Origin of the sequence: Pseudomonas sp. R2-7-07, from assembly GCF_003852355.1 — a bacterium.
Taxonomy (GTDB): Bacteria; Pseudomonadota; Gammaproteobacteria; order Pseudomonadales; family Pseudomonadaceae; genus Aquipseudomonas.
Map to the genome: position 1 here is coordinate 1,214,433 of NZ_CP027759.1, position 21,834 is coordinate 1,236,266.

General features: G+C 60.6%; 18 protein-coding genes and 1 pseudogene. 2 read left to right on the plus strand and 17 right to left on the minus strand.

Features of this window, described 5'->3' with window-relative positions:
* Positions 1–8: 8 nt before the first annotated feature.
* Positions 9–869: an HlyD family secretion protein gene (locus C4J86_RS05370; RefSeq protein WP_124369703.1), complete on the plus strand. Its 861-nt coding sequence runs from the start codon at positions 9–11 to the stop codon at positions 867–869.
* A gap of 104 nt (positions 870–973) precedes the next feature.
* On the opposite strand, the gene C4J86_RS05375 is transcribed toward C4J86_RS05370, so the two are convergent.
* From C4J86_RS05375 to C4J86_RS05385, 3 genes are read right to left on the minus strand one after another with little or no spacing between them, the layout of a single operon-like run.
* The gene (locus C4J86_RS05375) at positions 974–1,375 is read right to left on the minus strand and encodes a DUF4440 domain-containing protein (RefSeq protein ID WP_124369704.1); all 402 of its coding nucleotides are present in this window, start codon (positions 1,373–1,375) and stop codon (positions 974–976) included.
* Entirely contained in the window at positions 1,376–2,188 is an 813-nt protein-coding gene (locus C4J86_RS05380) for an SDR family oxidoreductase (RefSeq protein ID WP_124369705.1), read from the minus strand. It abuts the gene before it with no gap.
* 14 nt (positions 2,189–2,202) lie between these two features.
* A complete protein-coding gene (locus tag C4J86_RS05385) occupies positions 2,203–2,667 on the minus strand; it encodes a multidrug transporter (protein ID WP_124369706.1) in 465 nt (154 codons plus the stop codon).
* A 208-nt stretch (positions 2,668–2,875) separates the two neighbouring features.
* Here C4J86_RS05385 and C4J86_RS05390 point away from each other — a divergent pair, with 208 nt between their 5' ends.
* A complete protein-coding gene (locus tag C4J86_RS05390; RefSeq protein WP_124369707.1) occupies positions 2,876–3,331 on the plus strand; it encodes a hypothetical protein in 456 nt (151 codons plus the stop codon).
* Between the two features lie 188 nt (positions 3,332–3,519).
* Here C4J86_RS05390 and C4J86_RS05395 read toward each other — a convergent pair whose 3' ends face one another.
* The 14 genes and pseudogenes from C4J86_RS05395 to yaaA form a co-directional block, all read right to left on the minus strand.
* Complete coding sequence (locus tag C4J86_RS05395) at positions 3,520–4,971, minus strand: mannose-1-phosphate guanylyltransferase/mannose-6-phosphate isomerase (RefSeq protein WP_124369708.1); 1,452 nt, start codon at positions 4,969–4,971, stop codon at positions 3,520–3,522.
* Between the two features lie 93 nt (positions 4,972–5,064).
* A pseudogene (locus tag C4J86_RS26990) lies at positions 5,065–5,151 on the minus strand (outer membrane lipoprotein carrier protein LolA); the annotation flags it as partial.
* Between the two features lie 40 nt (positions 5,152–5,191).
* Positions 5,192–5,848: an alginate O-acetyltransferase AlgF gene (locus C4J86_RS05405; protein ID WP_043049782.1), complete on the minus strand. Its 657-nt coding sequence runs from the start codon at positions 5,846–5,848 to the stop codon at positions 5,192–5,194.
* Between the two features lie 16 nt (positions 5,849–5,864).
* Positions 5,865–7,052 carry an alginate O-acetyltransferase gene (locus tag C4J86_RS05410; RefSeq protein WP_124369709.1) on the minus strand — a complete coding sequence of 396 codons (1,188 nt, stop codon included), beginning with the start codon at positions 7,050–7,052 and terminating at the stop codon, positions 5,865–5,867.
* 11 nt (positions 7,053–7,063) lie between these two features.
* Complete coding sequence (locus C4J86_RS05415) at positions 7,064–8,596, minus strand: MBOAT family protein (protein WP_124369710.1); 1,533 nt, start codon at positions 8,594–8,596, stop codon at positions 7,064–7,066.
* Between the two features lie 189 nt (positions 8,597–8,785).
* Positions 8,786–9,895 carry a mannuronate-specific alginate lyase gene (locus C4J86_RS05420; protein ID WP_124369711.1) on the minus strand — a complete coding sequence of 370 codons (1,110 nt, stop codon included), beginning with the start codon at positions 9,893–9,895 and terminating at the stop codon, positions 8,786–8,788.
* Between the two features lie 8 nt (positions 9,896–9,903).
* Positions 9,904–11,352, minus strand: a complete 1,449-nt coding sequence (locus C4J86_RS05425; RefSeq protein ID WP_124365902.1) for an alginate O-acetyltransferase — start codon at positions 11,350–11,352, stop codon at positions 9,904–9,906.
* A gap of 11 nt (positions 11,353–11,363) precedes the next feature.
* Entirely contained in the window at positions 11,364–12,932 is a 1,569-nt protein-coding gene (gene algG / locus C4J86_RS05430; RefSeq protein WP_124361389.1) for a mannuronan 5-epimerase AlgG, read from the minus strand.
* Complete coding sequence (locus C4J86_RS05435; RefSeq protein ID WP_124365903.1) at positions 12,932–14,419, minus strand: alginate export family protein; 1,488 nt, start codon at positions 14,417–14,419, stop codon at positions 12,932–12,934. The genes algG and C4J86_RS05435 overlap by 1 nt, the downstream gene beginning before the upstream one ends.
* Positions 14,416–15,795 carry an alginate biosynthesis TPR repeat lipoprotein AlgK gene (algK, locus tag C4J86_RS05440; RefSeq protein ID WP_124369712.1) on the minus strand — a complete coding sequence of 460 codons (1,380 nt, stop codon included), beginning with the start codon at positions 15,793–15,795 and terminating at the stop codon, positions 14,416–14,418. The genes C4J86_RS05435 and algK overlap by 4 nt, the downstream gene beginning before the upstream one ends.
* 170 nt (positions 15,796–15,965) lie before the next feature.
* Complete coding sequence (locus C4J86_RS05445) at positions 15,966–17,132, minus strand: alginate biosynthesis protein Alg44 (protein ID WP_124365905.1); 1,167 nt, start codon at positions 17,130–17,132, stop codon at positions 15,966–15,968.
* Between the two features lie 38 nt (positions 17,133–17,170).
* Positions 17,171–18,652, minus strand: a complete 1,482-nt coding sequence (gene alg8, locus C4J86_RS05455) for a mannuronan synthase (protein WP_164484512.1) — start codon at positions 18,650–18,652, stop codon at positions 17,171–17,173.
* 83 nt (positions 18,653–18,735) lie between these two features.
* Positions 18,736–20,052, minus strand: a complete 1,317-nt coding sequence (locus tag C4J86_RS05460; protein ID WP_124365906.1) for a nucleotide sugar dehydrogenase — start codon at positions 20,050–20,052, stop codon at positions 18,736–18,738.
* A gap of 877 nt (positions 20,053–20,929) precedes the next feature.
* Positions 20,930–21,709 carry a peroxide stress protein YaaA gene (gene yaaA / locus C4J86_RS05465; protein ID WP_124365907.1) on the minus strand — a complete coding sequence of 260 codons (780 nt, stop codon included), beginning with the start codon at positions 21,707–21,709 and terminating at the stop codon, positions 20,930–20,932.
* Positions 21,710–21,834 lie beyond the last annotated feature (125 nt).

Below are 21,834 nucleotides of genomic sequence, written 5' to 3' on the forward strand. Positions count from 1 at the left end.
ATGCCCCGATGAAAAAGTTTTTCAGCCTGCTCGCGACCCTGCTGGTGCTGGCGTTGGCGATCTGGATTGGCCGCACGTTGTGGGTGCATTACATGGAAACGCCGTGGACCCGCGACGGCCGTGTACGCGCCGATATCATCAACGTCGCTGCCGACGTTACTGGCGAAGTGGTGGACGTGCCGGTGCGTGATAACCAGTTGGTGAAGAAGGGAGACCTGCTGATGCAGATCGACCCCGAGCACTACCGCATCGCGGTCAAGCAAGCGCAGTCGCTGGTGGCGTCGCGCAAAGCCACCTGGGAAATGCGCAAGGTCAACGCACACCGTCGCGCCGACCTCGATGCGCTGGTGATCTCCCGGGAAAACCGCGACGACGCCAGCAACATTGCCGACTCGGCCCTGGCTGATTACCAGCACGCGCTGGCGCAACTGGAAGCGGCTGAACTCAATTTGAAACGCACCCACGTCGTGGCGGCGGTAGACGGCTATGTCACCAACCTCAACGTGCACCGCGGTGACTATGCGCGTATCGGCGAGGCGAAGATGGCCGTGGTGGATATGAATTCGTTCTGGGTTTATGGCTTCTTCGAAGAAACCAAGCTGCCCCACGTGAAGGTCGGCGACACAGCCGACCTGCAGTTAATGAGTGGCGAGACCCTCAAGGGCCACGTGGAAAGCATCTCGCGCGGCATCTACGACCGCGACAACCCCGAGAGCCGCGAACTGATCGCCGATGTGAACCCGACCTTCAACTGGGTGCGCCTGGCCCAGCGCGTGCCGGTACGGATTCACATTGATGAAGTGCCGGAAGGCGTGCTGCTGGCGGCGGGCATCACCTGCACCGTGATCGTCAATCCAGCACAGAACTAAAATGTGGGAGGGGGCTTGCCCCCGATAGCGCGGTGTCAGTCACTGAATCCATGACTGAATCACCGCTATCGGGAGCAAGCCCCCTCCCACATTCTTCAATCGAGTCAGGCCTTGATAAAAGTTTCATGCAAATGGCGCCACAACAGCGCACCACTGGCCTGCTTCTCGAATATCACCGTGGCCCGTCGATCCGTCTGCGTACCGCTATCATCAACCTGATGCTCGCGATAAGTCACCGTGGCACCGCGTGCATGCCGGTCAATCCCTGCCATTTCACTCAAAGTGATTTTCAACCCCGGACGCATGCCACCCAGGCGCGTGAACAGGGCATTTACCCCGGCTGTGTTGACCCGCGTACCCGTGGCGGGCGCGACCATGCTGAATTCGGGTGAGAAGCGCGCGAGCAGACTCTGCAGGGTGCCTTCAGGCGCAACGCCGGCAAACCATTGTTCGATCTCGACGTGGGTTTGGATCACTTCTTCGAAAAAGTCGCTGTAGTCGATCATTTATAAACTCCCATTCAAACCAAAGCGTTTTTTCAACACGGTTTCCAATAATCCTTTGGGCAGCAGGGCTGCCATCAACGGCAATGCCCGGCTGCCATTGCCCGCACGCAGCAGGCGTGGCGGTGTCGGCTGTTGCGCGGCTTTGAGTACTTTGGCGGCAAATTGGTCAGCCGAAGTCGGCTTGTCCTGCGAGGCCTGGGAGCGCGCACGAATGCCTTCACGCAACGGCCACCACGGCGACTGTTCTTTGATCAACAGCTCGGCCTGGGCTCCGGCATTCTTTGCAAAGTGTGTATCAATCGCACCGGGTTGAACCTCCATGACGCGCACGCCAAAAGGCGCCAGTTCCATGCGCAGGGCGTCGCTCAAGGCATGTACGGCGGCTTTCGACGCGCAGTAGGCCCCGGCGAAGGGGGTGACCAGTACGCCGGAGACGCTGCCGATATTGATGACCAGGCCTCTGCCGCGCCGCAGGGCGGGAAACAGCGCCTGCGTCACGCCGACGATGGAAAACACGTTGGTCTCGAACTGGCGTTGCATCGCCTCGGTGCCGCCATCGAGCAGCGGGCCCATGGCGCCGTAGCCGGCGTTGTTAACCAGCACATCGAGCTCGCTCAGTTGTTCGGCCAGGCGCTGCAAGGCGCCAGGGTCGTTGACGTCCAGCTGTACGGCGTTGAAGCCGGCGGCGGCGAGGACGGCGACATCGTCTGTGCGACGGGCGCTGGCCCACACCTCGAAGCCGGCGGACTTGAAGGCATCAGCCAGGGCGCGGCCGATGCCGCTGGAGCAACCGGTGATCAGTACGTTGGGCATGCATCAATCCTTTGTCAGTCCGAGAAACTGCCTTGCAGGTGCTCGGCACGAAATTCCAGGGTTTGTGGGCGGTAGCCGGGGCGTAACGGCGGGACGGGCAGGCAGTCTTCCCAAGTGGCGCCGGCCTGCAGGTCGCCTGGGCCGCGATAGCGTGGGGCCGCGTACACGTTGTCGGCCAGGTTCACGGTGTCGCCGGGTGCGTAGGCGGCGATACGCCAGCGCAGTTCGGTCAGCGGTACATCGTTGCCGTTGTTCAGCGTCAGCTTCAATGGGCGGTCGGCAGGGCATTCCTGCGCAGCGTAGCTGACGCGCAGTTCCAGGCGGGCCAGTTGCGCGGCTTCGCGGTTGTCGAGCCACGCCACCCAGACTGCCACCAAACCCAGGCCGACGGCAGCGGCCAGCGACACCGGCAGGGCCTTGGCTGGATAGCGCAGCAGCAGGACCAGCCAGGTGATGATCAGCAACACACCAAAGAACATACACACAACCTCGCGTAGGGATAAAACATCCTACTCGTGGGGCGGGCCGATTGCCTATGGTGCAGCGCTGCTTTCCCTCGTGCGCAGGTATCTGTTCCCTCTGATGCAGGAACTGCGTCGCTCTCTTTTGCCACGAAGTCTTTACAAGGAATGTCCTTGAAAACCAGGAAGGTGCCCAACCGTAGATTCATGAATTCAGGTGCTTTATATGACCGTTTCAAATATCGCCACACCCGTGTTGACCTCCCTCAGCGCACCTATGGCGCCGGTACCGCCCGCAGTGTCGGCAGCAATCAGTCAAGCGCCCAATCCAGAGGTCGGCTCAACATCATTGCCGCGTATGCAGAACCTGGGGCTGACGAGCTTGCGGCAGACTGTCATGCAAGGTATCAGCGACCAACTCAGTTCATACGTTTCCCCTAGGCTTTCGATGAACTCGGAACAAACCAAAGGGGCTGCCTTGACGCTAGCTGGGGGGATGGCAAAAGTGCTTGGACAGAGCATGACGAAATCAGGTGGTGCAAGCTCCAAAGCGGTGGGTACGGCTTTGATATGGGGAGGCAAAACGGCTGAAAAAATTGGCAAAGGCACTTATAAAGAGGCTGGCAAGGATCACGGGGCGGGTGATTACAATGCCTTTGCCCCGCGGAACTGGGCCAAGTAACCCATGGTGGCCTGCTATTGAGCTGCGGGCCCGCTGCCTGGGTCGGCATCTTGATGCACTGCACGGCCAACAGTTCGGGTTGGCAAGGTGCGACGCCGTGGGACATTCATTGCATTAAAAAGCCCCCGCCTGACCGGCTGCGGATAGGGGACGCAGCCGGCTGGGCGGGGGCTTTCTGTACGACTCCTTTATTGCGCGATAGTTTTCACGGAAACACCACGTTCAATCGGCGTCGAGCGGCCGTAGATATCTTCGAACCGCTCGATATCGTCTTCGCCCAGGTAGCTGCCCGATTGCACTTCGATGATCTCCAACGGGATCTTGCCCGGGTTGCGCAGGCGGTGCACCGAGGCAATCGGGATGTAAGTGGACTGGTTCTCGCACAGCAGGAACACGTTGTCGTCACAGGTGACTTCAGCGGTGCCGCTGACCACGATCCAGTGTTCGGCGCGGTGGTGGTGCATCTGCAGTGACAGGCAGGCGCCCGGCTTGACCGAGATGTGCTTGACCTGGAACCGCCCGCCCATATCCACCGAGTCGTAGGAGCCCCACGGACGATACACTTCGCAGTGGTTCTGGGTTTCGCTGCGGCCCTGCTCATTGAGGGTGTTGACCATCTGCTTGACGCCCTGGACCTTGTCCTTGTGGGCAATCATCATCGCGTCCTTGGTTTCCACCACCACGATGTTGTCCAGGCCGATCACCGAGACCAGCTTGCCGTTGCCATGCACCATGCAGTTGCGGCTGTCCTGGATGACCACGTCACCCTTGCTCACGTTGCCGTTGGCGTCTTTATCGTTGACCGCCCACAGCGAGGCCCAGCAACCGACGTCGCTCCAGCCGGCGCTCAGTGGCACCACACAGGCGCGCTGGGTTTTTTCCATTACCGCGTAGTCGATGGAGTTGTCCGGGCAGCAGGCGAAGGTGGCTTCGTCGAAGGTCACGGTGTCGGCGGTCTGCTCGCTGCGCTCCAGGGTCAGGACGCAGGTGTCGTAGATGTCCGGATCGTGCTTTTTCAGCTCTTCCAGGAAACGGCTGGCGCGGAACAGGAACATGCCGCTGTTCCAGAAATAGCCACCGCTTTTGACGAACTCGACCGCGCGTTTTTCATCGGGTTTTTCCACGAACTGCTGTACGCGGCTCACGCCTTCGGGCAGCAGCGAATCGTTGGTGGACTTGATGTAGCCGTAGCCGGTTTCCGGGCGCGTGGCCGGTACGCCGAACAGCACCATTTCGCCGCGCTCGGCCGCCACGGTGGCCAGGGCCAGGGCGCGTTGCAGGGCTTTCTGGTCGTCGATGACGTGGTCGGCGGGCAGCACCAGCATCAACTCGTCACGGCCTTCATTGACCAGCATCATCGCGGTCAGGGCCACGGCCGGCGCGGTGTTGCGGCCGAACGGTTCCATCAGGATGCGTTGGCATTCAAGTTTGCGCGCGCTCAACTGCTCGTTGACGATAAAGCGGTGATCCTTGTTGCAGACCACGATCGGTGAGTCCATGCCTTCGAACACCAGGCGCTCCAGGGTTTGCTGGAACAGCGTGTGCTCGCCGGTCAGGGCCAGGAATTGTTTTGGGAACTGTTTACGGGAAAGCGGCCAAAGACGTGAGCCGCTACCACCGGAAAGGATTACTGGGATCATGTGTTTCTCCTTGAATCAATTTGGGTCAGAGCTACGAAGGTTTGTCGTTTCACTCTTGTTTTTGTCTCGTGTCCGAACCGGCGCCTCGATCCCTGTAGGAGCGAGCTTGCTCGCGAAAAACCTGAGAGCACCGCGATAAACCAAAGGCGCTGCGTCATCGTTGACGTTCTTCGCGGGCAAGCCCGCTCCTACAGTAGATTGCGTTCAGTCCGGGAAATAGTTAGCGGGTCGACACCGGGCGTTTCACCCAGACTGGCGACAGGCTCGAACCCGAACCGGTGACGTACAGCACCGCTGCTTCACCGCGCTCCAGGGCAACCGGCTTCACATCGCCGACCTTCTTGTCGCCGTCATACAACGCCAGGCTCACCTTCACCGGGTTGATTTCACGTTCGCCACGGCCTTTGGCGGCCACCGACTTGACCACGTCGGTCTTGCCATCGGCGGTTTTCAGGGTCAGGGCCTTGTCGCTGAGGTTCTGCACGCGAACCAGGGATTTCTGCTTGTTCTTGAACGGCGGCTCTTCGATCAGTTGCGGCTGGCCGCTGCTGTTGTTGACCAAGGTGTAGTAGTGATCGGCGGCGAGCTTGACCGGCACGGTCTGGCTGCCGACCTTGGCGCTGTAGTCACCACCGGGCATGAAGCTGAAGTCGCTGCTGGCCAACGGTGCGACGTCACTGAGATTGGTGCTGCCGACGGTGGCGCTGACTTCCTGGTTGCTGGCGTTGTAGATGCGCACGAAGCTCGAACCTTTTGGCGCGGTAGGGCCGTAGAGCGCGGCGTCACCACCGGCGAAGGCGGACATCGATACGAAGCTCAGGCCGGCGGCGATAGCCAGGGTCTTGGCGAGACGACGAGGAGTTGTAGTGAAAGTCATGTGAGTTACCTCTCTTTCAGTTTTGCGCCCGGTCGGGCGTCTCGGATTTCTGATTTTTAAAAGCGGGGGTGTTCTGTGCCATGTTTTGTTGGCGCGAACCGGCTTGTTTAAGTTGCGCAACCCACGATGGGTCGGCATCACCGATTTCGTTGTTGACGGGCAGATAGCGTTCAGGGAACTCCCAGATCAGCACCTGCGGCGGGCTGTTCTTGAAGTCATCACTTTTCAGGTAGCTGAGCATCGGCAGGATCGGGCCGTGGCCGTCTTCGGCGTAGCTGACCACGTCGCTGCCCAGGGCTTGCTTGAGGGCGCCGACGAAGTTCCAGTTGGGGTTGGCGCTGTAGCTGGTGCCGACCAGTGCCACCGGAGTTTCGCTGTCGCTGAACAGCGCGTCGTCGCCCTGGGTTTGGGCCAGGTGCGTCACGCGTTTTTCCAGCGGCTCTTTAGGCGGCATCAGGTTTTCGAACAGCGGGTCCAGCGGCAGGAACAGACGCAGGTCGCCTTTATGCGGTTCGGTCTTTTCCGCCTCGGTAACGAAGCGCTGGGGCTCGCCGCTGAGCGGAGTCTTGTCGGCAATTGCCTTGGCCAGTTGCTTGGCAGCGATTTCGGCACCGTCCGGGGTCCAGTGGGTGTCGGTGCGCAGGAACACTTGCTTGCCGCCCAGCTTGGCCTGTTGCAGCGGGCCGAGCAGGTCCGGGGCGATGATCTTGTCCGCCGCGACACGGGCGTGGAAGTCCTGGTACAGGTTGGCGTGGATGCTCGCCGGTTTCACTTCACCCAGGTGCTCCGGGTACAGGCGCACCTTGGCCGGCACGATCGCCATCACCAGTTGGATGCCCTGGGCCTTGAGCTTCTGGCGTACGCCCTCGACCAGCGCGTAGTTGCCTTGCAGGTTCTGGTCTTCATTGACGGCAGGGTTGAACTCCTCGTCGCTGTACAACCAGTGATCGCGGCCCAGCACTACGCCAGGGCGGCCTTCATTGAACAGCTTGTAGTCCAGCGCCGCCCAGAGGTTGGTGCCCAGGCGCTTGATCGGGAACTCGTCGTCGTAATGGGTCTCGACGGCTTTGGTCCAGCGCCCGTTGAGCACGGTGGCATCGGCATTGGTGCTGAAACCGAAGAAACTGCGCAGCGACCAGGCCCCCAGTGCCAACAGCAGCACCAGGAACAGGGCGATATAGAGGACGCGTAATGAACGGGTCATGGTCGGCTCCCTCAGAATTGGAAGTAAAGGAACGGCGAGAAACTCTGCGCCGACAGTTTCAGGATCGAAGCCACGAACAGCAGCAGCACGGCGGCGCGCATGGCGTAGCGCGGCCAGTCAGCGGTCCAGTAGGCCGGTTGTACGGCGGCGTCACGGCCCACGCTGAAGCCCGGCTCGTGGATGCTGCCGGGGTTGTCGCCCGGTACGGCCTTGATCAGGCTCGGATCGCTCGGCTTGGTCTTGTCGGCAGGGCGATTGCGGTAGAAATCGCGCAGGCCGAAGAACGCCAGCGTTGCGTAAGCCACCACCAGGGTCGCCACTTGCAGCCCGGTGAGGCTGGCGCGGTTGAGTTCCGACAGCGACCATTCGCCAAAGCTGAACATCGCACCGTACATACGGCCTGCGACGTGCAGGTTTTCCGCGCGGAAGATCACCCAGCCCATCACCACCAGCAGGAAGGTGAAGGCCCAGCGCAGCACATTGAAGCTGCGCGGCGCGGTGTTGAGGCCGATGGCTTTTTCAATCGCCAGCCACATGCCGTGCCAGGCACCCCACACGATGTAGGTGATGTTCGCACCGTGCCACAGGCCACCGAGCAGCATGGTCAGGAACAGGTTGCGATAGGTGGTCAGCGTGCCTTTACGGTTGCCGCCCAGGGTGATGTACAGGTAGTCGCGCAGCCAGGTCGACAGGCTGATGTGCCAGCGCCGCCAGAACTCGGTGATCGACTGGCTGATGTACGGCTGCTTGAAGTTTTCCATGAAGCGGAAACCCATCATCAAGCCCAGGCCGATGGCCATGTCGCTGTAGCCGGAGAAGTCGAAATACAACTGTGCGGTGTAGGCCAGCGCACCGAGCCAGGCATCGCCCGTGGTCGGGTTTTGCAGAGCGAAGCAGTGGTCCGCGACTACCGCCAGGGTGTCGGCGATAAACACCTTCTTGATGAAACCCTGCATGAACCGCGTGCAGCCCTCGGAGAACTTGTCGAGGGTGTGGGTGCGGTTGTTGAACTGGTCGGCCAGGTCACGAAAACGCAACACGGGGCCGGCGATCAGGTGCGGGAAGATCGCCACGAACGCCGCGAAGTCGATCAGGTTGCGCGTCGCCGGCGTATCGCCACGGTACACGTCGATGATGTAGCTGATGGACTCGAAAATGTAGAACGAGATACCAATCGGCAACAGCACGTGGGTGAGGATGAACGGCTCCAGGCCCATCGACTTCATCATCACGTTGATGCTGTCGACGCCGAAGTTGGCGTACTTGAAGTAGCCGAGGATGCACAGGTCGACCGCCACGCCGAGCAACAGCCAGCGTTGGGCCGGCTTGGTGCGCACACCGGCGGCACCGACCTTGAGGCCGATCCAGTAATTCCACAGGGTCACTGCGGCGAACAAAGCCAGGAAGTCCACCCGCCACCAGGCGTAGAACACATAGCTGGCAATCAGCAGCAGCAGGTTGCGATAGCGTTGCCCGCTCAAATAGTACAAGCCGAGAAAGATCGGCAAGAACAGAAACAGGAACACATTGGACGAGAAAACCATCCCGATCTCTCCATGTTTAACCAACAGTCAAGGGCCAGAGCCCCCCCAAACCCCCCCACGATTTCGGGGGAGGCTTTGATCGTTCCCACGCACTGCGTGGGAATGCCTCTTGTGACGCTCTGCGTCACGCTTTGGGACGCAGAGCGTCCCGTGCTGCATTCCCACGCGGAGCATGGGAACGATCAGCGACTAGCTGCCTTTGTTGCCTTTTTCGTGCGTCGGGTCGTAGACCTTGGTCAGGTCACCACCCAGGCGGAACGTTTTGAATGGCTGCATGCCATGCTTGCGTTCGAGCACATCCGGGGCGCAGGTGTAGAGGGTGCAGAACGGCTCAAGCCAGGCGAATTTCATCGCCTGCTTCAAATCCTTCATGTCCTGCTCCTTGCCGTTCTTCTGTTCGAAGATGTCCGGGTCTTTCACCCCGGCCAGCACCTTGTCGCCCAGGCGCTTGAGCGCACTGTTGTTTTCCTGGCGCAGGTCCACACCGTTGACCAGGGCAAAGCTGGCGATCATCGACAGCGGCGGCAGGGCGTAGTTGTGGTACGACAAAGCCCGTTGCTGACGCTTCAATTCGTTGGGCAGGAAGCCTTGGTCGTCGACCTGGTTCACCCCGACCTTGTATTCCTTGACCGCCCAATCGAACAGGTCGCGACGGTTAGTGGCGATGGACGTTGCCATCACCGACCAGGCGGCCCAGTACGAGTGGTTGTTGGTTTTTTCCAGCGGCAGGTTGTCCCAGTCGCTCACCACTTGATCGGCCAGCTTGTTGAACCAGGCCTCGATCAGTTGCGATTCCTGCTGATGGTTGGCCAGCGGGTGCGAGTCGGAGAATTTCAAGCGCACATAGGCCGAGGCCATGCTGCCCAGCGCCCATTTGCGCATGGATTTGCCGGTGTGGTTGAAGTCCTTGGACATCAAGGCGTCGGCCTTGGCCCACGACACCAGCCAGTTCAGCGTGCATTCGAGTTGCTGCGGACGACCGTCGCGCATGAACTGCATCACGCGCTTGCTGGTGTCTTTTTCCAGCTTGGTGATGTCGGCGGTGCTGTCGCGAAAGGCCTGTTCCGATTGCACGTTCAGGGTCGAACGCGCCTTGTCGGAGCCTTCGTACTTGCTGCGAAATTGCAGAGGCCCGGTGTAGGGCGTCGGCATGGCGTCGCAGTTTTCCTTGAAGTCGCCGGTCTTCAACGCTTCGATCGGCGCGAAATAACCCTGGGGCGGCCGCAGGGGTGCGGCGGCGTTGACGGAGCCGGCAAACATCGCCAGGCCTAGCAGGGTGGGCAGCAATAACTTTTGCATAAGTAACCTCACTTCCCGAGCTGGGCGGTCTGCTGACCACCGCTTGGGAATACGTTGCGTGTGCAAATTTTCGCTTCGACCTTCTGCGCCGCAGCACCCTTTTCCGGGCCCTGCACTTCCACGGCCAGCAAGTTTTGCGAGGCCCAGTCTTCATCGGTGCGCAATTCAAAGGCGAAACGCCCGTCTGTATCGGATGTCTCGGGTTTTTCGATCTTGATGTCCTCGTGGCGCCCGTTCATGTACCAGAGGGTGGCTTGCAAGGTTTTCACCGACGGATCGGCGAAGCGGATATCGACCTGATGGTTGGCGTTGCGCAGGTCTTTGTTCGCGCTGTTGACCATCAGTTCGTTTTTGCCTGGTTTGAGCGTGGTGCTGGCTGACATCTGTGCGGTCTTGCCCTCACAGCCGTTGTCGAGCAGCGCCATCATCTGGCGGTAGATGGTTTCCTGGTCGAGACGGTACAGCGGCGAGAATTCCCAGATCAGAATCTTTGGCGGGTTTTTCTGGAACTCTTCGCTGCCCAGGTACTGGATCATCGAGCCTTCCAGACCACCGCCGGGGAAGGCGACGTTGAGGATGTCGGCACCGATTTCCTCCTGCAGGAAGCCGGCGAAGTTGTAGTTCTTGCCGCTGTGGCTGGTGCCCACCAGGGTGATCTGCGGGTTGCCCGAATCGCTGAACAGGTCGCCGTCACCGGCTTCGCCCTTGGGCTCGGTGGTGAATTGGTCCATGTACTGGATCGCATAGCTGGTGCCGCACAGCTGCCCGGCCATGTTGTGCAGGGTGCCGGTCTTGCCCATGCGGCCCGAGCGCTTGGTCTCGAATTCGCGCTTGGGAATTTCCGCGTATTGCGGCATCTGCTTGACCTTGGCCGCGACGATTTTCGCGGTGCGCTGGGCGCCGTACGGCGTCCAGTGCTGGTCGCCACGGAAGTAAAAGTCGTGGGCCGGCAGTTCATCCGGCAACTGCTCGTTGGTCAGCGGCGAGAGGTCCGGCACCACGTAGCCCATCTTGGCGAAACGGCCGAGCATGGTCTTGTAGTTGGTCAGGGCCTTGTCGAAATCGTACTTGGCCTTTTCCTCGGGGTTGAGCTTGTTGCGGTTCACCAGGCCACGGGTCGGCTGGTAGACCACCACCAGTTCCACGCCCTTGGCTTTGAACGCATCGTGCAACTGCTGCATGCGCTTGTAGCCGGCCGGGGTGGTGTCGAATTCGGTACGCAGGTCTTCCTGGGTCCGGAACAGCCAGTCGCCCTGGGCTTGCACCAGGGTGGTGAAGTTCTGCTGGTAGCGCGTGGTGTAGTTCTTCGCGTCATGGGCCGCCGGGCACAGGCTGCAGCACGGCTCGGCGGTGAACGTCGGTGCTTTCACCTCGTCGGCGCGCACGCCCTGGCTGGCCGCGAGCAGGCCGAGGGTCAGACCCGAGAGGCTCAGCAATTTGATCATGTGTGGGTGCATAAGGGTCATCCTCAATCCTGCATTTCGGTCTGGCGTTCGACAGGGTCGATCAGCACGGCTTTCTGCTGGCGTACCAGCAGGTCGAGAATCTCTTCCTGGCGCTCGCCAAGAACGCCGGAGAAGCTGATGCCGCTGGATTTGGTCGGCGCCAGCATCGACACGCGGTACAACTCGATACTCAGCGGCGAGTCGATGGACAACGGCCCGCTGCCGTTGCCCGCCAGTTCACCACCCACCACGATCAGCGAGACCTTGGCGTCGAACGGGTCAAGGGCGATGTCGCGGTCGGTGTCGGTCAGATCCTTGATGTGGCCGTACACACCGGTCAGGCCGTTGGCCATGGCGGTGTTTTCGTACAGCTTGATGTTCACGCTGTTACGTATGCGGATGCCGTGGCGACGGTTGCTGATCACCTTGTTGCCCCACAACAGGTTGTCACCGCTCTCATAGAGGGTGATGCCGTCGGTGTGGTTGCGGTAGATCTCGTTGTCGGCGATCAGGTTGTTGACGCTGTTACGGTCGATCACCAGGCCCGAGAGCTTGTTGTCATAGCTGCGGTTGTTGAAGATGAAGCTGTCGTTCACTTCTCGGGAAATGATGATGCCGTGCTTCTTCTTGGTGCCGTACACGGTGTTGTCGGCGATGATCAGGCCGTGGGAACGGTCATGGGGGTCAATGCCGTAGACGATGTTGTCTTTGTAGGTATTGCCCTTGATCACAAAGCCCGTGGTTTCGTAGCAGTAGAAGCCGTACCACATGTCCGAGAACTCGGAATCGATGATCCAGCCGGTCGGTTCAGGACGCTTGAGCACCTTGGCCATGTTCGGCGTGTACTGGGAAATACTCACCCCGTACGACTTACTGTTGGCGTAGCCGAAGCTGGCCATTTTGGTCTTGGAAATGTAGGTCTCGGTGCCGCCCCAGGCCAGCAGGAACGGGCGGAATTCCTTGGGTGACTTGAACAGCGCCGGGCCGTTGGTTTTTTCATCCCAACCGGTGACCTTGGTGTCACGCACGAACAGTTGGCCGTCGTTGATCAGAAACGAACCGGCTTGCTGGGACAGGCGCAATTCCTGGGTCTGTTTGTCGATGTCGAGGATGCCTTTACGGCCGACCACGATTGGCAATTTGGCCAGGAACACACCCGGCGACGTCTCGCTGAAGTACTGCTTGGGCACCTTGCCCAGCAGGTCCTTGAGGTTCATGTAGCCATCGTCGACAAAGATCGCCTGGGGAATGCCATGCTGGCGCACCACCCATTCGGCCATCTTGTTATCGCCGCCGATAAAGTCCTTGAGGGCGTCTTCCTGCATCATGCGGCGGATGCTGACCTTGCCCGGTTTGCTTCTGACGATTTTCTTTTCCATGGCCGCAGCGGTATAGCCCGACAGATCGGGCAGCGCCGGCTTGGCCATTTCCAGCGGCGCGGTCGGCGGGCTGGAAATGGTGTAGGTCTTGGCCTGTTGCAGTTCCTTGGCGATGGTCGGCGCCTTGGCCGCCGTATCGGCGAACGCTGGGGCACTGGCCACCAGCATTGCCGCGACGAGTAGGCTTTGAGCATTCATTGCGCAGGCTCCCATCAGAATTTCCAGATCACGTCGACAAAGGCGCGGTGCATGTACGAGTCGACCTGGCTACCATAGGCATCGCCCGGTTTGAACACGCCGGCGCGCAGGCGCACCAGCGCCGACGGCTCGTCGATCGACTGGCTGAGCGCGGCCGGCAACAGGCCTTTCTTGAAGTACTTGGTGACGACCAGGTCCATCTCCTGGCCCAGGTCTTTCTTGCCATCTTCAAGGGGCAGGGACGTGCTGGACAGGATCGCGCCAGTCACGTCATCGGTGTTGTTCTGCACCGCATCGATGCCGTTGCTGCCCACCGGCTTGTTGCCGTCGACGCGCCAGAACTTGTGGTACACCAGGCTGGCGTCGTAGTCCTCGCGCAGCTGCCAGGAACCGAACAGGCTCATGGACTGCATGTTGTTCATTTCGCCGCGAAACGCTTCGCCGAAGCGATGCACGCGGGACTGGGTACCGGTCCAGTTCGAACGGTTGCTTTGCAGGCCGTTCTGTTCGTACTCGGCACTGGCGCGCGAATAGGCCGCACCCACTTGCCACTGCGGGTCGAGACGCAGGCGCACGCCGATATCGGTGGCCCAGCCGCTCACGTCATCGCTGCGCTTGGCGTTGGTCGGGCGGGTGCCGTCGGCGCTCAAGGCGTTGACCGTGTCGCGGTCGCCGCGCATGCCGGTGATGCTCGCCCAGTAGTTGACGGTGTTGGTGTTGCGCCAGTTATAGGCGTCGCTGTTGGCTTCGATGCCGAGCCAGGTCAGGTCGCCGTTTTCGCGCTTGTCCAACGGGTCGCTGGCCACGCCCGGTTCGGCGTAGTCGAGCTTGCCGTCGTCATGGGTGTGGTGGCCGCGCAGGCCGATCCACTGGCCCGGCGTCCACTGGTAGGCGGCGTCGGCGTAGAAGTGCTGGCGGTCCTTGTCCTTGGGCGACAGTTCCTTGAGGTCGGTGCGGTATTCGCTGAAACGCTCGGCGGCGCCGACGTTGGCCTTGAGCAGGGTGGTGTCGAAGGTCCAGTTCAGCGCTTCGATATTGGTGTCGCGCCATTGGCCGTCGTCATTGCGCAGGCGCTGGCGACCGAACTTGAGCAGTTCTCCGGGGTAGGGCGTGAAGCCGCTGTAGCCGACCCAGAACTCGCGCAGGGCCAGGTAGTTTTTCTTGGCCTTGCGGTCGTCGTTGCTCGATTGTTCGGTGGTGTCATCCGCCGACTGCTGCAGGGTGTCGGTCTCGATGATGTCGCTGGACACCACCGCCTGGCCCATGGCGTAGGCGCTCCACGCGCCGCTTTCGGCGTAGATCCACGGGCGCAGGTCGAGGCCGATGCCGTTGACGTCGCCGCCTTTCTGGGTACCCAGGTCGCGGTCGTCTTCGGACTGCGCGGTGGCTTTGACTTCCAGGCCGAAGTTCTTGGCTTCGGTCAGCGCGGCCAGGGTCGGGCACGACCACAGCAGGGCGAAGGACAGGCCGATGCCGGCCTTGACGAATGGGTTGAGCTTCATAGGGATTCCTCGCCGTCTTCTTCTTGCAGGGCGTGCAGTTGCAGCGTGCTTTGGGCCAGGGTGCCGCGGGCGGCCAGTTCCTGCTGCACCAGGCGTTGGCCTTCGGCGCGTTGCTCAGGCGTCAGCGGGGCTTCGAGCTGGGTGGCCAGCTCATTGGCCTCTGGCGTGTCCTGGGCCTTGGCCAGCTGGCTGAAGACATAGGCGTTCAGCGGGTCGGGCTTGGTGCCCTTGCCTTGGGAAAACAGTTGGGCGATGGCGAAGTCGGCGCTGTTCTGGCCGTTGCGCGCAGCGGTCAGCAGATGGTCCAGGGCTTTTTGCGGGTAAACCTTGCCCAGGTAGCCACGGCGGTAGATCTGGCCGAGGTAGTAATCGGCGGCCACTTCACGGCCCACGGCTTTTTCGAAATGGGCTTCGGCGGCCTTGGCGTCGGCCGGCACCCACTTGCCTTCGTAGTAGAGCTTGCCCAGCAGCAATTCGGCGCGCGGCTGGTCGGCGGCGCGGCCGTTGTCGAGGTACTTCATCATCTGGTCGACGTCGCCCAGTTCGGGGAAGTCGTAGAGCAGTTGCGCCAGGCTGACCCAGGATGCCGGGTAGCCAGGGGCGATTTTTTCCAGCAGGGCCTGGGCGGTTTTCTCGTCCGGCGTGCCGAGGGTGGCATCGCCCAGCACACGGGCGACGCTGTCGACACGTTGGGCGGTGACGGTGCCACGGCTGTAGCCTGCCTCCATCTGCTTGAGCAGTTCGGCCTGTTGTTCCGGCTGGGCTTTTTTCTGGTAGACCGTGGCCAGTTCGACGTAGCAGATATCGGTGGTGTTCAGCGCGGCTTTGCAGATGCGCTCCACATCATCCAGATGCTGGTCGTAGGTGCCCTGGGTGCGGTACAGCAACACCTGGGCCAAACCGGCTTCCGGATAACCGGCGGCTTGCCACTGGCTGATCTGCTGCTGGGCATTCACGTTGGGGAAGCTGTGCGGGTATTGCAGGTACAGCATCGCCAGCGGGATCAGGGTGTTGCCTTCGCCATTGGCAAAGGCTTTTTTCAGCAGGCTTTCGGCTTCGTGGTGCTCGGCTTCGGTGGCGCCGGGCTTGGCCACCAGCAGGCGGCCCAGGCGTGCCTGGGCGCGGGGCGAGGTGTCCGCCGCAGCACGGTAAGTGGCTTCGGCCTGTTTGATTTGCGCCGGGTCACGGGTGCCTACCTGGATGTCGGCCAGGCCCACCTGGGCCTCGCTGTAGCCCAGGTCGGCCAGTTGCTGGTAGTTCTGTTGCGCGGTGACGGTGTCGCCGCGTTTCAGTGCTTCGTTGGCCAGGCGTTGGTCAGGCAGGCCGGCACAACCGGCCAGGCTCACCGCAATCGCCAGCAACGCTACCGAACCCATGTGGGACCGGCGTTTGTGGCGAGGGAGCTTGCTCCCGCTGGGGTGCGAAGCGCCCCCAAGAGCCGGCTCCAGCTGCGCTGTCGAGCGGGAGCAAGCTCCCTCGCCACAGCAAGCCCGCTCCCACAGGGATTGTGTTGTTCTTGAAATAGGGTTCACAGGCATGTCCTCGCTTACAGACCGTGAGCCATGGCTTTATCGATCAGCCAGTTCAGCGAAGGGCCACGGTCGCTGGTGACTTCTACCGGGCGGCCGGCGTAGGTGCTGTCCAGCGGGGCGTCAGGCTTGATCTGCACGCGGATGTCCGAAGACAGGTCGGCGCTGTTCAGGCTGGTGCTGCTGACGATGGTGCCGGTGCGCACCTGTTCTTCGTCGGCGACCTGGAAGCTCACCGGCGTACCTGGGCGCACATCACCGAATTGGCGATAGCTGAAGCGTGCTTCCACGTTGGCCTGGCTGCCGCGTGGCACCAGTTGGAAGATCACATCACCCTTGCTGGCGTACTGGCCGTCGGCGACCAATTGCTGGGCGACCACGCAATCGCATGGCGAGGTCAGGGTGCCGGTCATTTGCTTGCCGAACAGCTCTTCGACCTTGGCCGGTTGCAGTTGGTCTTCGTCCAGGTGGCCCTTGAGCACGTCGAGCATGCTGGTGCTGAAGGTGGCCAGTGGCGCGCCTTTGGCCGCTACCGCGTCACCTTTGAGCAGGCTTTGCACGGTGCCGTCGCGCGGCATGGTCACGTTCATGCCCGGCACGCTGACAAGCCCGGCCTGGGCGTGGCTGACGAAATACATGCCGTACAGCGACTTGAAGACAAAACCGAAGGCCGCCAGGCCCACCAGGAAGATCGCCAGGCTGAACGTCACGGCGCGCAGGCGCCCGAACGCGGTCATGCCGCTGCCGCCGTCCTTGACCTTGCGCGCCTTGGTGAAGTTGTCGCGTTGCAGGGTGGCGAGCACGTCGCCCATGGTCACGATGTCGCCCGACAGGTGCGAGGTGATCAGGTGGCGCAGGGTGGAAATGTCCTGGGCATCGAGGTTCTGGAACTGGCAACCGGTGCGGCCGGTCTGGCGGTCGTAGGAGCGGATCTGCAGCTCCACGTCCATCGCCAGGCCGAGGTTATCGATGACGAATTGCAGACGACCCTTGTGCACCTGGCCGACGGTGAGCGGCTGGGTGGCGGTGAACGCCAGGCCGCCGGCGGACAGGTCGATGACCTTGGCCTCGGTCGGCGTGCGGTCGCTGTTGAAAAAGCGCAGCTTGGCCGGGATTTTTACCCGGGCGTGCTGGCGCTGGGCTTCGGATTCGTGGACAACGTTGGCGTTTACTTGGCTGTTCATGACGGTGTAATTCCTTGGTTAATTCAGGCTTGGCAGGGTCAGACCATCATCAGCAACACGGCAACGAAGATGCTGCCGGCGGAGAAGGTCATGGTCCGAGACGACCAGGTGTTGAACCAACGTTGAAAGCTGGCCAAATCGCGGGTCAGTTTGGTGTCCTGGCGGGTCCAGGACTGTTGATCAAGGCGGAAGAACACGTAGATCTTCACCAACGCGCCCATGATCTGGTTGTAATAGAGAATCAGCGGGTAGGCCGGGCCGATCTTGTGGCCGGAGCACGACAGCAACAGGGTGAGAATCAGGCGGGTGATGCCGATCCACAGCAGGTACGCGAGGATGAACGCGCCGCCGTACTTGAAGGTGGCGATGATCGCCACGGTCAGGCCGAGCAGGGAGGTCCACATCGATACGCGCTGGTCGAACAGCACCACGCTGGTGAACAGGCCGAGGCGGCGTACACCCAGGCCCAGGGCGCGAGAGTTCTGGCGCAGGTTGTTGCCGTACCAGCGGAACATCAGCTTGCGGCTGGCCTTGATGAAGCTCTTTTCCGGCGGGTGCTCCACGGTATTGATCGCGGCATCCGGCACGTAGAAGGTGTCGTAGCCCAGGCGCATCAGGCTGAACCAGCTGGATTTATCGTCGCCGGTCAGAAACTTGAAGCGGCCCAGGCGCCAGTGTTGCAGCGAGTCGCTTTCCACGTCGGCGATAAAGCCCGGGTCGGTCACTACGCTGGCACGGAACACCGACATCCGCCCGGTCATGGTCAGCACGCGCTTGGACAGGGCCATGGAGCACATGTTGATGTGGCGTTGGGCGAAGCGCAGTTTGTGCCACTCGCTCATGATGTAGCCGCCGCGCACTTCGCAGAACTCGTTGGTGGTCAGGCCGCCGACATTGCCGAACAACTGGAACCACGGCACGGTCTTGCGCACCACGCCCTCGGCGAGCACGGTGTCGCCATCGATCACGGCCACCACGGCGCGGTCATCCGGCAGGTGGCGCGAGATGGCGCGAAAACCGAAGGCCAGGCCGTCACGCTTGCCGGTGCCGGCGATGCGCACGAAGTCGAGCTTGACGTGATCCGGCGGGTTGAGTTTTTCCCACAGGCTCTTGACAAGCAGTTCATCGGACATTTCCACCAGCGAGCAGACCACGGTGGTGGGGAAGCCACATTCGATGGCTTCGCGAATCACCGAGCTGTAGACCTGCGCGGTGGTCAGCGCGTCGATACGAAAGCTGGTGACCATCAGGAACACATGGGATGGGTCGGCGGCCTTGCCCAGCTTGCGCACTTTGCGGCGCAGGTGCGGGTAGACCACGTAGAGGAACAGCATGCCGCGAAAGAAATGCGTTGCACCCATCGAGTAGCGCCAGATACCGACGGCGCCAATCAGGAAAATAAAGTTCTTCGATTGCGAATCGAAGGTGCTCGCCGGCAACGCCAGGGCGAGTCCCATCAGCAGGCTGAGGAACAACAGCCAACCGGCGGCTTGCAGGAATACATGTTTTAACTTGGACATAAGCGTCATCCGCAAGGAGAGGAGGTTTCAGGCTGCAAGCGCTGGGGATAAAGACACTTGCAGCCTGAAACTTGCCGTTGCTGTTACCAGCAAATACCTTCGGTACGGCCGCTTACGCTGGTGGCCTTGGACATGAAGCCCACCAGGTCGACCACTTGCTTGCCATCCGGGGCGTTGTGCGCCAGGGCACGGAACTTCTCGTCGCGGTTACCCAGGATGATCACGTCGGAGTTGTTGATCACAGCGTCGAAGTCCGAGTTGAGCAGGGACGACACGTGCGGGATCTTGCCTTCGATGTAGTCCTTGTTCGCACCGTGTACGCGGGCGTATTCGACGTTGCTGTCGTAGATGCTCAGGTCGTAGCCCTTGCCGATCAGCATTTCCGCCAGTTCCACCAATGGGCTTTCGCGCAGGTCATCGGTACCGGCCTTGAAGCTCAGGCCCAGCAGGGCGACTTTGCGTTTGTCGTGGCTGGAAACGATGTCGAAGGCGTTCTGCACCTGGGACTCGTTACTGCGCATCAGCGAGTTGAGCAGCGGCGCTTCCACGTCCAGGGAACCGGCGCGGTAGGTCAGGGCGCGCACGTCTTTTGGCAGGCACGAGCCGCCGAACGCGAAGCCTGGGCGCATGTAGTACTGGGACAGGTTGAGGGTCTTGTCCTGGCAGACCACGTCCATCACTTCACGGCCATCGACGCCGACGGCCTTGGCGATGTTGCCGATTTCATTGGCGAAGGTGACTTTGGTGGCGTGCCACACGTTGCAGGTGTACTTGATCATCTCGGCGACAGCGATGTCCTTGCGGATGATCGGCGCGTCGAGTTCTTCGTACAGCGACTGCAGGACATCGCCGGAGGCTGTGTCGAATTCGCCGATAACCGTCATTGGCGGCTGGTCGTAGTCTGCGATGGCGGTGGATTCGCGCAGGAATTCCGGGTTGACCGCAACGCCGAAGTCGACACCGGCTTTTTTGCCGGAGCAGTCTTCGAGGATCGGGATCACCACGTTGGCCACGGTGCCGGGCAGTACGGTGCTGCGCACCACGATGGTGTGGCGGGTGGTCTTGTCACGCAGGACAAAGCCGATCTCGCGGCATACCGATTCGATGTAGTTGAGTTCCAAGTCGCCGTTTTTCTTGCTCGGCGTGCCGACGCAAATCATCGACAAGTCGGTATCGCGAATGGCTTCGGCGAAGTTGGTAGTGCCACGCAGCCGGCCCGTCTGGATACCCTGGCTCAACAGCTCGCCCAGACCCGGTTCAACGATCGGCGATTTGCCGGCGTTGATCAGGTCGATCTTTTCCTTGGAGATGTCTACGCCGACCACTTCGTGGCCACGGGCAGACAGGCAACCGGCACACACTGCGCCAACGTAACCCAAACCAAATATGCTGATGCGCATCGCAATTACCTCTGTATTTAAATCATGCCATTAGATGGCCGGAGTTCATGTTTGCAAGCGTCACTGATGCCGCGAAAGTTGGGCGAATAGACGCCGACTTACCGCGTGCAGGCATGTTGAATAACGAGTGACTAACTATTGCACTCAAGTTGTGCGCGACCAGGCCTTATTATTGGGGCTTGCCCTGAAATGCAGCCGGGCTCCCTTGGAGGAAGGCTCCGGCGCCGGTGCTGCAAGGTCTTGATGCAGGAAAAATGCCTTTTTTATCAATGCCTTGAATGCATGCACGGCTCATTTAGGTCAGGCGCTGCCTTGGCCTGTAGGGGATAGCAATGCGTACTTATCGCCACCCTTAACTCGATCAGTTGATGTTGTGACCATAGAGTCAAAGTGTTCTGTGACAACTTGACTACTTCCGTTGGTCGTTATGTAAGTCATCTCTTACAGCAGCAGAGAATTTCGTTACCGGTGGTATGAGCGGTGCTTCAGGATGAAGTTCCTGGCCGCTCATCCTGTTTCCGGAAATTTTTTGAAATATTAGGAAAGATGGCACTGGTACTATAGTGATAGCACTTGCTATTTAGGCCAGTAGTTGTGGGGAGTTGGCACGTTGAGATAGTTTTGTGCCACTACTGTTTAAAAAAACTGGTGCCACTACGAAAAAAACCGACGAGTGTCGAGTGAAGAAATTGTTAGAGTTGTGTCTGGAAGTTTTTCTGGCGCCAAATTAATGACGATTTGCCGGCCTGGAATACCATCAAAATGTGGGAGGGGGCTTGCCCCCGATAGCGGTGGATCAGTCAATACTTCAGTGACTGACACTCCGCCATCGGGGGCAAGCCCCCTCCCACATTTGTAATTCAGTGCCTGGCTGGCCTTATTCCGGTGCGTGATCGCGTAGAAACACCAGGTTGTCCGGCTTGGACTGCTCCGCATTGAAGCGATAACCCTGCGCATCGAACTGCTTGAGCCTGGCCGGGTCGTTGATCCGCTCTTGAATCACAAACCGGCTCATCATGCCCCGGGCTTTTTTCGCGTAGAAGCTGATGATCTTGTACTGGCCGTTCTTCAGGTCCTTGAACTCGGTGTTGATGACCCGTGCATTCAGGGCCGTGCGCTTGACCGCCGAGAAATACTCGTTGGACGCCAGGTTGAGCAGCACATCGTCACCTTGTTCGGCCAGCGCCTCATTGAGCCACTCGCTGATGCGCGTGCCCCAGAAGGCATAGAGGTCCTTGCCACGGGCGTTGGCGAGTTTGGTGCCCATCTCCAGGCGATACGGCATCATCAGGTCCAGCGGGCGCAGCAGGCCATACAGGCCGGAAAGCATGCGCAGGTGATCCTGGGCGTAGCTGAAATCGGCGTCGCTGAAGGTTTCGGCGTTGAGGCCGGTGTATACGTCGCCCTTGAACGCCAGCAGCGCCTGTTTGGCATTGGCCGGCGTGAAAGCGGGCGTCCAGCTGCCGAAACGGGCGGCATTGAGGCCACCGATCTTGTCCGACACGTGCATCAACTCACTGATCTGCGCCGGGCTGAGTTCGCGCAGTTGCTCGATCAGTTCTTGGGAATGATCAAGGTATTGCGGCTGGGTGAAGCGCGGGGTTACCGGCTTGGACTCGAAGTCGAGGGTCTTGGCGGGGGAAATCACCATCAGCATGAAGTTGGCTCCAGAAATCGTGGCGTGTAGCGTGGCTGCGATTCTAGGGGTTGGGGCAGTTTGACTCCACCTATGATGGTGATAGGCGCGATCCGCTATGATGGCCGGCAACTCTGGAGAGGGAG